Raw genomic sequence first — 12,286 nt, 5'->3', positions numbered from 1 at the left:
CTTTAATCATCCCTTCTTCTTTGAACTAAACTTAAATAATACAAAAGCTGAAGTATTGCAACCGCAACAGCTGCAACATACGTCATTGCTGCAGCATTTAAAACCTTTTTTACACCCTGTTCTTCAGAGGGCATAATTACTCCAGCAAGCTTTAAAGCTTGAATAGCCTTTCTGCTTGCATTTAACTCAACTGGTAAAGTAATCAAGGTAAACAAAACTGAAAGGCAAAATAGAAGTATTCCAAGATTTATAAAGATATCCCCATTTTTAAACAAAAGCCCTATCAATATTAGCGGAAATGCAAGGTTTGAACCTATGTTCACAACCGGTACCATCGTACTTCTTAAACGTAACCATGGATATTTTTCGTAGTGCTGTATAGCGTGTCCCGCTTCATGAGCGGCAACGCCCAATGCCGCAATGGAATTAGAATCAAATACACCACTTGAAAGTCTCAGCACTTTAAAGCGCGGATCATAATGGTCTGTCAAAAGACCAGGAACATATTCCACCTTAACATCATAAATACCATTTGCCCAAAGAATACTTTTTGCAACCTCTGCACCAGTTAGCCCTGAAAAACTTCTTATCTTCGAATATCTTGCAAAAGCAGATTGAACCATTATCTGGGCAAATATTGAAATTAAAAATGCAGGAATTGCAAAAATCAAATACATAGGGTCAAAATAGTAAAACATATTCTAACCCGCTCCCTTTTTACCTTAAAATATCACCTCTTTTTATTTTATACCCATTGACAAAATCTTTTGCACTTATTTTTCTGCCACCTTCTAATTGAAGTTCTTTTATCTTTATTGCACCGTCTTTCACCTTGATCACAATCCCACTATCGTCAATCTCTATAACTGTACCATTTTGCACATTTTCTATCTTCTTTTCATTTACAATCTCCATGTCATGGATTTTTAAGAGTTTACCTTTATAGGCGGTAAATATACCTGGCCAACCTTTTAGAGCTCTAAATCTATTATAGATTTCTATATTAGTCATATCCCAAGAAATCTGACCCTCACTTTTTTCAATTGGAGGAGCATACGTAGCTTTTGTCGAGTCTTGCTTAATTGGTGTAATATTTGAAATATTTTTTAAAGTTTTAATTAAAAGTCTCCCACCAAGCTCAGAAAGCTTGTTAGAAAGTGTTATTACATCATCATTTTTCTCTATTTCTATTTTTTCCTGAAGCAGAATATCTCCTGTATCAAGTTCTTCATCCATCTTCATAATTGTAATGCCTGTATAATTTTGCCCATCCATAATTGCCCTTTGAATTGGCGCAGCACCTCTATATTCAGGTAAAAGTGAAGCATGAACATTGATACATCCATATCTGGGGATGTGCAAAACTTCCTTCGGAAGTATTTTGCCATATGCCACAACTACAATTACATCTGGATTTATCTTTTTCAAGATTTCAAAAAACTCTTGGTTGCCTTTTAATTTCTCAGGTTGAATTACATTAAGATTAAATTTTAATGCAAACTCTTTGACCGGTGGTGGAGTTAGAATCTGTTTTCTGCCCACTGGCTTGTCCGGCTGAGTTACCACCAGTCTTATGTTAAATGTAGGATCTTCAATTAACTTCTGCAATATATTTACCGCAAACTCTGGTGTTCCCATGAAAACAATATCCAACGGCTATCCTATCTCCTTTCAGAAAATAGTTGTGTGTTTAGAACCATTATTCTAAGTCCATCTTTTGTCCCTTTGAACGTCTTTCTTCAATCTCTTCTTCTGTCACAAACCTTATCACCTTGTCAATAAACAAAACTCCATCAAGATGGTCAATCTCATGGCACAAAGCCCGTGCAAGCAAATCCTCAGCTTCAATTACAATCTCTTCACCGTATCTATTCTGCCCCTTTACGGTCACCTTTTTAGGTCTTTCTACTTCTCCCCACACATTGGGAACAGAAAGGCAGCCTTCAATATCTATCTGAGTTCCTTCAGAATGCTCTACAATGGGATTTACAATCTCAATTGCTCCATCGCCTATATCAATTACAATCGCTCTTTTTAATATCCCAACTTGAGGTGCTGCAAGTCCTATTCCGTTTGCTTCATACATAGTTTCTTTCATATCGTCAAGAAGGTCATGGAGCCTTTTATCAAATTTTTCAACAGTTTTAGATTTTTTCCGAAGTATTTCATCCTCATATGTTCTTATTTTTCTTAAAGCCATTTTGTGTTTCTTTACCCTCCTGTTACAGTGTATTCCAAGGGTTGACGTCTATTATAAGTTCAGCATTATTATAATTATATCTTTCTTTTATCTTATTTGCTACATCAATCATCTGCAAAGCCTTTTTAAATTTCACAAGAATATGATACCTATACTGATTCTCAACTTTGAAAATGGGGCTTTCACTTGGTCCATAGATTTTTGCATCTGCTGTTTTCGAATATTCCTCAAGCAATCTGTATACATTTTCTATTCCTCTTTGAGCATACTTCTCGTTTTGAGATACCACCACGAAATTTACTATGTATGCATAGGGTGGATACCCCATTGCTTTTCGCAGTTTTATCTCTTCTCTAAAAAAGCTCTCATAGTCGTGCTTTGATGCTGCAACAATACTGTAATCATCAGGATTGAATGTCTGAATTATCACTCTCCCTTGTTTTTCTCTCCCAGCTCTGCCAGCTACTTGAGTAAGAAGTTGAAATGTTCTTTCCTTACTTCTAAAATCCGGCATATTCAAAATAGTATCCGCATTTATCACTCCAACCAGAGTCAAGTCAGGAAAGTGGAGACCTTTTGCAATCATTTGGGTTCCAACCAATATGTCAGCCTCTTTACGCTTGAACCTGTTTAAAATTTCTTCAATAGCGTCTTTTCTGGTAGTGGTGTCTTTGTCCATACGTAAAATCTTAGCATCTTTGAAATACATTTTAATCTCATCTTCAATTCTCTGAGTACCACTTCCATACTGGCGCACATATTTACTACCACATTTTGGACATATACCTGTATACTTCTCTTTATAATTACAATAATGACATTTCAAATACCCACTTTTGTGATAGGTAAGAGAAATGCTGCAATTTTTACACATATACACGTAACCACATTCACGGCATATCACAACAGGTGAATAACCTCTTCTGTTTAAGAAAAGTAAAACCTGTTCTCCCTTCTGCAAGTTCTTTTCTATCTCAGATAGCAATAACCTGCTGAAGATAGATTTGTTACCTTCTAAAAGTTCCTTTTTCATATCCACTACAAATACTTCCGGCATTGTCATGTTTACTCTGCTCTTCAGGGTACAAAGAAGATACTTTCCTGAAATTGCCCAGTAATAGTGTTCGACCATTGGAGTTGCTGAACCTAAGACAACTGGAATGTTATTTATCTTTGCTCTCATCTGAGCAACCTCGACAGCATTTATACGGGGAGACTTTTCAGCTTTGTAGCTCGGTTCATGCTCTTCATCTACAATTATAAGACCTAACTCCTTTGCTGGGGCAAATATTGCTGACCTTGGGCCAATTACCACCTTTGCCTCTCCGCTTTTTAATTTCAGCCATGCCATCTGTCTTTGTAAACTGCTCATCTTACTGTGATAGACAACAACAGTAGTGTTTAATCTGTTTTTAACACTTTCAATCATCTGAGGAGTAAGAGAAATTTCAGGTACCATCAGGATTACACTTTTACCCTTTTCGATTACATACTTCATTGCTTGAATATACACTTCTGTTTTTCCACTTCCAGTTACTCCAAATAAAAGAATGTTTTTGTATACTCCTTCATCAAAAGCTGTCTTTATCACATCAAGAGCTCTATTTTGCTCATCAGTCAACCCGTATTGGGGTTCTGTCAACATGTTTTCCTTTTTATCTTCTAAACTTTTTAAAGGCTTTAATTCATATTTAAGTAATCCCTTTAAAAATAGACTTATAATCTTTTCTTTGTTCTCTTTTGCAAATTTTGAATTTGCCGAAATGGGTCTTTTTAAAATTTTCTTGTAAATCTCCTTCAATTCGCCCTCTAAATCTATCTCTTGGTCAGTCTTTGCAGAAATTTGGTATATATCTTTATTACTTATAAAAGGTGGAATAACCAATTCTAACGCCTGCCCCAATTTAAGAGCATAATAATCGCGGATAGAAAACGCAAGCTTTATTTGCTCCTCAGATACAACTGGGATTTTGTCAATTACACTAAAAATGCGTTTTAGCTTTTCCTTCTCAATATTTGTATCTTCTTTTACATTGACAATGAGTCCTTCTACAACCCTGTTCGAAACTCCAAAGTTTACATACACCCTTTTACCAACTTCGACAAGCTCTTCAAGATGTTCTGGTACCAAATAGTCAAATGTCTTATCCACGTTTGCATCTTGATAATTAATACACACCTCAGCAATCATTCTCAAAACTCCACCCATTAAAAGTATTACCTCTGCTCCTTTCTGCAGAGGTAATCCACTATGAAGTCAAATATTTTACTTGCCACTTCTCTTTTAGTAAGTTTGGAAAATTCCAAAATCTTATCCTTTGATATGAGTGTCACTATGTTCGTATCCACATCAAATCCAGCACCTTCTTGTAAAACATTGTTGGCAACAATTAAATCTGCATTTTTTTCATAAAGTTTTTTTTGAGAATTTTCAACTACATTTTCTGTCTCGGCTGAAAATCCAACAACAATTTGCCAATCTTTTTTAGTCTCTCCAGCATATTTTAAAATATCAGGGTTTTTTTCAAGTTCAATATGAAGATTTTGCCACTGGTCTTTTTTTATCTTTGACTCTTTAAAGTTTTTTGGTCTGAAGTCTGCAACTGCAGCAGAGAATATTAGTATATCATGCTCATCTTTCATCTTTTTTACTTCATCGTACATCTGAGAAGCTGTTTCAACATTGATTATTTTGATATCTGCATAGGTCTGAATGTTTACTGGACCTGATATTAGTGTAACTTTTGCACCTCTTTTATAGGCTTCTTCTGCTAACGCAAACCCCATTTTACCTGACGACCTGTTAGAAATAAACCTCACAGGGTCTAAGTATTCTCTTGTTGGCCCTGCTGTGATGAGAATGCTTTTGCCTTCTAAATCTTTTTTTTCAAGCAGTCTTTCAATTTCGATTATAATTTTCTGGTTTTCAGGATAACGTCCTTTACCATACACTCCACAGGCTAAAAGTCCTGCATCAGGCTCTAAAACATTTATACCCATCTGTTTCAGCTTTTGTATATTTGCCTGAACAATCCTATTTTCAAACATGTTCGAATTCATTGCAGGAACAACCAAAATGGGCTTATTGAAAGCCAAAAAGGTGGTTGATAAAAGATCATCGGCAATACCATTTGCAAATTTGCCAATGATATTTGCTGTTGCAGGTGCTACAATTAAGATATCTGCCCAGTTTGTCAAAGATATATGCTCTATATCATAGGAATACTCGCTTTCAAAGGTGTCAAGATAAACTCTGTTTTGAGAAAGAGTTTGCACAGTCAAGGGAGTTATAAATTTTTGAGCATTTTGAGTCATAATTATCTTAACATTAGCTTCAAGTTTTCTCAAAAGCCTGATTAACTCGCACACTTTATACGCTGCTATACCACCACATATTCCAATCAACACATTTTTATTTTTTAGACTCATTCTTTTTCACCGGCTTTATATACTTGTAGGAAATTTTGCCAGAAGCAGTTTCATTTACTGCCATTGTGACATATTTGTCAGAATTTAAATTTAAATCCATTTTTTTCTGAGCCTGTTCTAAAAGCTGTCTTGCACGTTTTGCAACAAGCACAGAGAGTGTATATTTATTGTCTACATACTGCAAAAGTTCATTAAGCCCAGGTCGAAGTAACATCCTATCTCACTCCTTTAAAAAACTTTGTATGTCAAATCTTCTTGTTTTAAGTTTCTCTACTTCAATAATCTTTTCAATTGCTTCAACAGCTTTATCAACATCATCATTTACAACACAATAGTCATACTTTGGCAAAAGCTTGATTTCACCTCTTGCAATATTCATTCTTGCCTCGATCTCCTCTTCGGTCTCTGTTGCTCTTTTCTTGAGCCTGTTATACAACTCTTGCATAGACGGTGGTAGCATGAATATGAGTACTGCATCTTCAAATTTAGACTTGATTTTCAACGCACCCTGTGTTTCAATCTCCAATATTACATCAAAACCTTTCTTCAATGTCTCTAAAACAAAATCCTTAGGTGTGCCGTAATAATTGTTGTTATACTCAGCATATTCTAACAAATTATCATTTTTTATATCATCTTCAAATTGTTCCCTGGAGACAAAAAAATAGCTGATACCTTCTTTTTCATCAGGTCTTGGTTTTCTTGTGGTCTTTGAAATTGAAAGTTTAATATTAGGATTTCTCTCTAAAAGTCTACCAACAACTGTACCTTTTCCAACACCTGCTGGACCTGATATAACGATTAAAAGCCCTTCTTTCATTTTTTGTCAACCTCATCATCAACATCAATATCTTCCTCAAAATCTTCTTCAGGCTCTATTACTCTGTGTGCAACAGTTTCTGGCTGGACAGCTGACAATATCACATGGTCAGAATCTGTTATAATAACAGCTCTTGTTCTTCTCCCGTATGTCGCATCAATTAGCATTCCTCTTTCTCTTGCTTCTTGGATTATTCTCTTTATTGGTGCAGAGTCAGGACTGACAATTGCAATCAGCCTGTTTGCTGAAACAATATTTCCAAATCCAATGTTAATAAGCTTTATATTACCACTGTTACTCAAAGAAACTCACCTCTACTCAATATTTTGAACTTGTTCACGGATTTTTTCAAGCTCATCTTTTAAGCTAACAACACAACTTGAAATCTCATAGATTATAGACTTTGCACCAATTGTATTTGCCTCCCTGTTCATCTCCTGGACAATAAAATCAAGCTTTTTACCAACAACTCCACCTTCTTCTATACACCCAACAAACTGATTTATATGACTTTTTAGCCTTACTAATTCTTCTGTGATATCACTCTTGTCAGCAAAGAGGGTTATTTCCAACATCAGCCTGTTCTCGTCTATGTTTTTTATGTCAAAGTATTCGCTTATTCTTTTATAAAGTTTTTCACGGTAATTCTCTACCAGGGAAGCTGAATATTGCTCTATAGTCTGAATTATCTCTTTTATCTTTTCAATTCTTTGTAATATGTCTTTTTTTAAATTTTCGCCCTCAGTCTTTCTCATATTATCAAGGCTTTTTACCGCATCCTCAATACAACTTAATAGCTCATTTTTTATTATATCACTGTCAAGTTCCTGATTTTCAATGACAAGTGCATCCGGAAGCTTTATGAAAGTTGACAAGCTAAAATCATCTTGAACCTCAGCAAAGTTCTCTCTAACAACATTTATCGCTTCTAAATACTGCTTGAGCAGCCCTAAATTAGGTATTATTCTGTAATCTTTTTCGCTAAAACTTTTAAAACTTACATAGACATCAACTTTTCCTCGCGAAATATATTTTGAGATAAGATTTTTTATCTCACTCTCAAACTTTACAAATTCTTTTGGTACTTTCAAGTTTATCTCTAAATATCTATGGTTTACACTCCTTATGTCAACTGAATACTCTCTTAGGTTTATAATCTGCTTTGAACCACCATAACCTGTCATGCTTTTAATCATTGCAGCAGAATCATTCCTTTCAAAATATTTAAGACAAAGTGCAAAAACTTTTTGCATTATCTATTTTAAAGTATTTTTACCCATAAAATCAAGAAAGGGTTATAATAATAATTGTACACCATCTTAAAAAGCAGGTGAATCTAAAATGATAATTGGTCTTGATGTGGGCGGAACAAATATCGACATTGTTGCAATTGAAAATAACAAAGTTGTTGATTATAAAAAATTTGAACTTGGCCATGACGTTCTTTCGTCTATATTGACAAGCTTAGAAGAATTTATAACAAAAGATCATATCTCAACTCTTAATCGTATTGTGCTCAGTACTACAATTACCACAAATGCAATTGTTCAAAACAAACTTGACAAAGTTGGAATGATAATCGAAAACGGTATCGGAGCAAATCCAGATTTTCTTATGTGTGCAGATGCTAATGTTTTGGTCGATGGTTACATAAACAACAGAGGTATTGAAGTTAAAAGTTTTTCTCCTCATACAGTAGAAAAAGCAGTCTCAGAATTTAAAAAGTTCTCAATAAGAAACGTAGGAATTGCTTGTAAGTTCTCTGTGAGAAATCCAAAACACGAGAATGAAATATATGATATTGTTAAAAAGCATTGTTTTGAGTTTATTTCCTTAGGCCACAGGATTTCTGGCAAACTGAACTTTCCGCGAAGAGTATTCTCAACATATCTAAATTCAGCTGTTTATAGCAGTTTTAAGCTTCTTTATAGTGCTATTTTAGAATTCTTGAAAGAAAAGAATTTACCTACTGAAATAGTGTTCATTCAAAAACCAGATGGTGGAATTATCAATTTAGAAAATTTAAAAGAATTTCCTATTTTCTCGATTCTGTCAGGACCCGCTGCTTCAGCACAAGGGGGTTATATCTTATCAAAACCCATCTCAAATGCAGTTATAATCGACATTGGTGGAACCACTACTGATATTTCATTTGTATGTAACGGCCAATTTGTCTTAGAGCAGTATGGAGCAACAATAGGAAATTATCCTACTTTAGTGCGTGCTATTTATTCAAGGTCTGTGGGAATTGGTGGCGACAGTATTGTAAAAGTTGAAGATTCTATCTCAGTTGGCCCTGAAACTGTAAAATCTTATGCAACTGATAGGGAAAACGTTGTAACCTTTTCTGACGTGCTACTGTACTCAACAAACTCTTCTTGTTTAGATAATAAGCTTCAAACTCGACTTATGAACTTATCCAAAAAAGTGAATATGTCCCTTACACTTTTTTGTAATGAAGTATTAGAAATAGCTTTAAATGCAATCTCCAAGAAAATAAAAGAAGGTATTGAGTACATTAACTCCGCCCCTGTATATACAATCCAAAAACTCTTATACGGTGAGAAATTTGCTCCAGAAAAGGCAATTGTGATTGGTGGGGCTGCTGATTTGATTAGGGAACACTTAGAAAAAAAGTTAAAAATCAGGGTAGAAGTTCCTCAATATTATATGGTGGCAAACGCAATAGGGTGCGCACTCGGATCAGTCTCAAGAGAATATAATTTGATTGCAGACACTCAGCAAGGAAAAGTTTATATACCTGAACTGAATAAGTGTGAAAGTGTTGATATAGATTTTACTCCTGCCCAAGCAAAGGATTTTCTGATAAATAAGATCATAGAAGCAGGGGATGCTCTTTCGGCTGAGGAGATAGAAATTATCGAGGAGAATTCATTTAACATGATTAGAAACCTTAGGTATTGTGGAAAGATAATTAAGATTAAAGCACAGCTAAAGCCCAAATTGCAAGAATTAAAATAAATGGAGGGGTTTAATAATGCAAAAAGCACAAAACAAACTTGGACTGATACTTTTTCCTGCCTTTGACTGGAAAATTACACCTACACATCCCGAGAGAGAAGAAAGACTTCTTTATACCATTGACCAAATTGAAGAAGAAGGTCTTTTTGACTATGAGAATATATTTGTGTACAATCCTGAAGTAATTGACGACAAATATATAAACCTTACACACTTTTGTATCCCTGACGTTGATTCGATTGTAACCATTTCACATAAAATAGCAGCGGGCAGTAGCATCACAATAGCTAAAAAAGTTTTGTCAAACGAGGTTACAAAAGGGTTTGCTTTGATTCGCCCCCCTGGTCACCATGCTCACAGAATAACATATGGTGACAGAGGATTTTGTATAATAAACAATGAAGCAATAATGGTCGAATATTTAAGGAAAGAGCATAAAACAAAAAAGATAGCAATCATTGATACAGATTGTCATCACGGCGACGGAACACAGGATATATTCTGGAACGACAAAGATGTTCTTTTTATATCCCTGCATCAAGATGGAAGAACACTTTATCCTGGAAGTGGTTTTACAAACGAAATAGGCGGCCCAGCTGCAATTGGGTACACTCTCAATTTGCCTTTGCCACCTTATACTTCAGATGAGGGATTTTTGTATTGTTTGGAAAATTTGATCCTCCCTATCTTAGAAGAATTTAAACCTGAGATTATCATAAATTCAGCTGGACAAGATAATCACTACTCCGACCCTTTGACAAATATGAACTTTTCAGCACAAGGCTATGCTAAACTCACCGAAAAATTAAATCCTCATATTTCGGTGTTAGAAGGTGGCTACTCTGTCGAAAGTGCTTTACCTTATGTTAATCTCGGCATAATATTTGCCCTTGCTGGTATTGATTACTCTAATATTAAAGAGCCTGACTATGACTACGAAAAGTTAAGGCAATCGACAAAAATAAGTGAATACATTAAAAGATTGTGTGAAAATGTATACACTATATGGAAAAACAAAGAGCAGACTGAGCATGATCTCAAGAAAAAATACCAGAAATATTTTACACGGAAAAAATCGATATACTATGACACCATGGGATTTTTAGAACAGCAGCTTGAGAGTATTAAAATTTGTAACAAGTGCTCAGGACTTATAACTATTGAATCATATTGTTTAAACTATAGGGTCTTTGCGATTACAATACCACATGATGCCTGTGATGAGTGCTATGATGAGGGATATAAACTTTTTGCTACTACTGACATTGGCAGTTTTTCTCACATAATCTTACAAGATAAAAGAAACTTTGAATTTCACAAAAAAGAATATTCAAAATAGTTTTTAGTTCATGCTAATTTTCTTTTTCTTACGTTTTCACCATTAATCAGCACTAAATCTCCAAGTTTAAAACCAAGTTTTTTAGCCAAGAATTCACATTTAATCTTGAGAAGATAAAATACATTGCCTTGAATTTCCTCAAACTCATCTATGGATTCAAAGTTTGCTTGACCTTTTGAGATTATAATATCAGCACTTAAGATTAATTGTTTAACTTGTGAAGATACTTTGTCCTTAGGAATACCCAAAATTCCTACTCCTGTATCAACAACATTTGCAATTTTGTCCATCCCAACTTCTTTTGCATCTTCCAATGTTGAATCATTCAGGATAGGCTTTGTCTTTACTATATAGTATACATTCTTGCCCATTTGGTTCAGTACTTCTACTAAAATCTTGTCAAAGACAATCTCTCCTGCGTTGTCTCCAGCAATTACAATATCTTTGCCGTCTTGAATCTTATTCTTTAACAAAAGATAGTCGTCTATTGAAAAACCAAATTCAAAAGCATGAGAAAGCTCGCTTTTAACATCAAAATCTCTTTTTATACCTAAATCAATTACATTTCCTGCTACAGCCGCCTTTAAAGCGTTGTAAAGAGGATCATCTGTATTGAAAACCCTTTTCTTTACATCTTCATAAAGCTCAAGTGCCAAGGCATTAGACTGCTTTTTAGCATAGTAGTATGGATCTTCGCTTTTTATAATTTCATACGTCTTAAGTAAAACAAGTGATGAATTATAAGCTGGTGATGCTTCAGGGTCCAAGGTTTTTATAAAATCCATAAGCTCATACAGTACTTTTCTTTTTTCTTCATCAGGTATATTTACCATCTCCATACATGAAATAGCCTGTTTTAAATAACAGTGAATACAATCTATAAGAGCTTCCATAAGTTTATAATCTCCTTTCTTCGAACCTGCGTGTTCGTAAATAATATTTAACATCTTAAATTAATACAATAACTCTTGATTTATTGTCAAGGAGAATATTATAATTTTATTGTACTTGCTCCATTAGCTCAGTGGCAGAGCGGTCGATTCGTAATCGACTGGTCGGGGGTTCGAATCCCCCATGGAGCTCCATGATGAAACTAAAAACATAAGAAAACCTGTCAGGTTGGCAATTAACCTGACAGGTTATCTTTTTAATGAGTTCAAAGCAACTAAAACACAAGCATCGTTAATAGGAACTATCCCAAGTTCTTTGCACATATTGATAAGTCTAACATCATCTGCACCTGGTTGAAACCAGATATACTCTACTCCTATGCTTGCTGCTTCCTTTATATATTTTTCACCCTTCTTTGGTGAGACAATCATACTCACACATTCAATTTTGTGAGGTACTTCTTCAAGGCTTTTATAAACCTTGTTCCCTTCGATATCACTATAGAAAGGATTTACAGCAAAAACGTTATATCCTTTTTCAAGCAATCTTTTGAACACTAAATAACCATATTTTTCTTTGTTTGGGGTTGCCCCACCACCGCCCAATTTTTAAGTTTGAGTGCTTT

At 34.8% G+C, this 12,286-nt stretch carries 13 protein-coding genes and 1 tRNA gene; 3 read left to right on the top strand and 11 right to left on the bottom strand.

Going from position 1 to position 12,286, the window contains the following annotated elements:
• Window positions 1–2: 2 nt before the first annotated feature.
• From OTJ99_RS05905 to OTJ99_RS05865, 9 genes are all read right to left on the bottom strand, one after another.
• Complete coding sequence (locus tag OTJ99_RS05905) at window positions 3–698, bottom strand: zinc metallopeptidase (RefSeq protein WP_045164883.1); 696 nt, start codon at window positions 696–698, stop codon at window positions 3–5.
• Window positions 699–717: 19 nt separating this feature from the next.
• The gene (gene fmt / locus OTJ99_RS05900; RefSeq protein ID WP_045165536.1) at window positions 718–1,638 is read right to left on the bottom strand and encodes a methionyl-tRNA formyltransferase; all 921 of its coding nucleotides are present in this window, start codon (window positions 1,636–1,638) and stop codon (window positions 718–720) included.
• A gap of 61 nt (window positions 1,639–1,699) precedes the next feature.
• Window positions 1,700–2,200 (bottom strand): peptide deformylase, encoded by a 501-nt coding sequence (def, locus tag OTJ99_RS05895; protein WP_045164884.1) that lies wholly within the window; start codon window positions 2,198–2,200, stop codon window positions 1,700–1,702.
• A gap of 22 nt (window positions 2,201–2,222) precedes the next feature.
• Entirely contained in the window at window positions 2,223–4,391 is a 2,169-nt protein-coding gene (gene priA, locus OTJ99_RS05890; protein ID WP_045165537.1) for a replication restart helicase PriA, read from the bottom strand.
• A 26-nt stretch (window positions 4,392–4,417) separates the two neighbouring features.
• Entirely contained in the window at window positions 4,418–5,629 is a 1,212-nt protein-coding gene (coaBC, locus tag OTJ99_RS05885; protein ID WP_045164885.1) for a bifunctional phosphopantothenoylcysteine decarboxylase/phosphopantothenate--cysteine ligase CoaBC, read from the bottom strand.
• On the bottom strand, window positions 5,613–5,843 hold the full coding sequence (rpoZ, locus tag OTJ99_RS05880) for a DNA-directed RNA polymerase subunit omega (protein ID WP_045164886.1): 231 nt from the start codon (window positions 5,841–5,843) through the stop codon (window positions 5,613–5,615). The genes coaBC and rpoZ overlap by 17 nt, the downstream gene beginning before the upstream one ends.
• A gap of 6 nt (window positions 5,844–5,849) precedes the next feature.
• Window positions 5,850–6,449, bottom strand: a complete 600-nt coding sequence (gene gmk / locus OTJ99_RS05875; protein ID WP_045164887.1) for a guanylate kinase — start codon at window positions 6,447–6,449, stop codon at window positions 5,850–5,852.
• The gene (gene remA, locus OTJ99_RS05870) at window positions 6,446–6,733 is read right to left on the bottom strand and encodes an extracellular matrix/biofilm regulator RemA (RefSeq protein WP_045165538.1); all 288 of its coding nucleotides are present in this window, start codon (window positions 6,731–6,733) and stop codon (window positions 6,446–6,448) included. The genes gmk and remA overlap by 4 nt, the downstream gene beginning before the upstream one ends.
• Before the next feature lie 30 nt (window positions 6,734–6,763).
• A complete protein-coding gene (locus tag OTJ99_RS05865) occupies window positions 6,764–7,645 on the bottom strand; it encodes a YicC/YloC family endoribonuclease (RefSeq protein ID WP_045165539.1) in 882 nt (293 codons plus the stop codon).
• A gap of 145 nt (window positions 7,646–7,790) precedes the next feature.
• On the opposite strand from OTJ99_RS05865, the gene OTJ99_RS05860 reads away from it, so the two are divergent.
• Window positions 7,791–9,431 carry a hydantoinase/oxoprolinase family protein gene (locus OTJ99_RS05860; RefSeq protein ID WP_045164888.1) on the top strand — a complete coding sequence of 547 codons (1,641 nt, stop codon included), beginning with the start codon at window positions 7,791–7,793 and terminating at the stop codon, window positions 9,429–9,431.
• Between the two features lie 16 nt (window positions 9,432–9,447).
• Window positions 9,448–10,770 carry a histone deacetylase family protein gene (locus OTJ99_RS05855; RefSeq protein ID WP_045164889.1) on the top strand — a complete coding sequence of 441 codons (1,323 nt, stop codon included), beginning with the start codon at window positions 9,448–9,450 and terminating at the stop codon, window positions 10,768–10,770.
• Between the two features lie 8 nt (window positions 10,771–10,778).
• On the opposite strand, the gene OTJ99_RS05850 is transcribed toward OTJ99_RS05855, so the two are convergent.
• The gene (locus OTJ99_RS05850) at window positions 10,779–11,663 is read right to left on the bottom strand and encodes a damage-control phosphatase ARMT1 family protein (RefSeq protein WP_045164890.1); all 885 of its coding nucleotides are present in this window, start codon (window positions 11,661–11,663) and stop codon (window positions 10,779–10,781) included.
• Between the two features lie 117 nt (window positions 11,664–11,780).
• Between OTJ99_RS05850 and OTJ99_RS05845 the strand changes: the two genes are divergently transcribed.
• Window positions 11,781–11,855: transfer RNA gene (locus OTJ99_RS05845), tRNA-Thr, on the top strand.
• A gap of 54 nt (window positions 11,856–11,909) precedes the next feature.
• Here OTJ99_RS05845 and OTJ99_RS05840 read toward each other — a convergent pair.
• On the bottom strand, window positions 11,910–12,266 hold the full coding sequence (locus OTJ99_RS05840) for a CoA-binding protein (RefSeq protein ID WP_235374584.1): 357 nt from the start codon (window positions 12,264–12,266) through the stop codon (window positions 11,910–11,912).
• Between the last annotated feature and the right edge of the window lie 20 nt (window positions 12,267–12,286).

It is taken from the genome of Caldicellulosiruptor naganoensis (assembly GCF_026914285.1).
Taxonomy (GTDB): domain Bacteria; phylum Bacillota; class Thermoanaerobacteria; order Caldicellulosiruptorales; family Caldicellulosiruptoraceae; genus Caldicellulosiruptor; species Caldicellulosiruptor naganoensis.
The sequence above is the reverse complement of the archived record's forward strand: the minus strand, read 5'-3'. Positions and strand labels throughout refer to the sequence as shown.

Coding starts and splice junctions, on each gene's coding strand:
- OTJ99_RS05905 (WP_045164883.1), bottom strand. CDS start 698: ATGTTTTACTATTTTGACCCTATGTATTTGATTTTTGCAATTCCTGCA.
- fmt (WP_045165536.1), bottom strand. CDS start 1,638: ATGGGAACACCAGAGTTTGCGGTAAATATATTGCAGAAGTTAATTGAA.
- def (WP_045164884.1), bottom strand. CDS start 2,200: ATGGCTTTAAGAAAAATAAGAACATATGAGGATGAAATACTTCGGAAA.
- priA (WP_045165537.1), bottom strand. CDS start 4,391: ATGATTGCTGAGGTGTGTATTAATTATCAAGATGCAAACGTGGATAAG.
- coaBC (WP_045164885.1), bottom strand. CDS start 5,629: ATGAGTCTAAAAAATAAAAATGTGTTGATTGGAATATGTGGTGGTATA.
- rpoZ (WP_045164886.1), bottom strand. CDS start 5,843: ATGTTACTTCGACCTGGGCTTAATGAACTTTTGCAGTATGTAGACAAT.
- gmk (WP_045164887.1), bottom strand. CDS start 6,449: ATGAAAGAAGGGCTTTTAATCGTTATATCAGGTCCAGCAGGTGTTGGA.
- OTJ99_RS05865 (WP_045165539.1), bottom strand. CDS start 7,645: ATGATTAAAAGCATGACAGGTTATGGTGGTTCAAAGCAGATTATAAAC.
- OTJ99_RS05860 (WP_045164888.1), top strand. CDS start 7,791: ATGATAATTGGTCTTGATGTGGGCGGAACAAATATCGACATTGTTGCA.
- OTJ99_RS05855 (WP_045164889.1), top strand. CDS start 9,448: ATGCAAAAAGCACAAAACAAACTTGGACTGATACTTTTTCCTGCCTTT.
- OTJ99_RS05850 (WP_045164890.1), bottom strand. CDS start 11,663: ATGGAAGCTCTTATAGATTGTATTCACTGTTATTTAAAACAGGCTATT.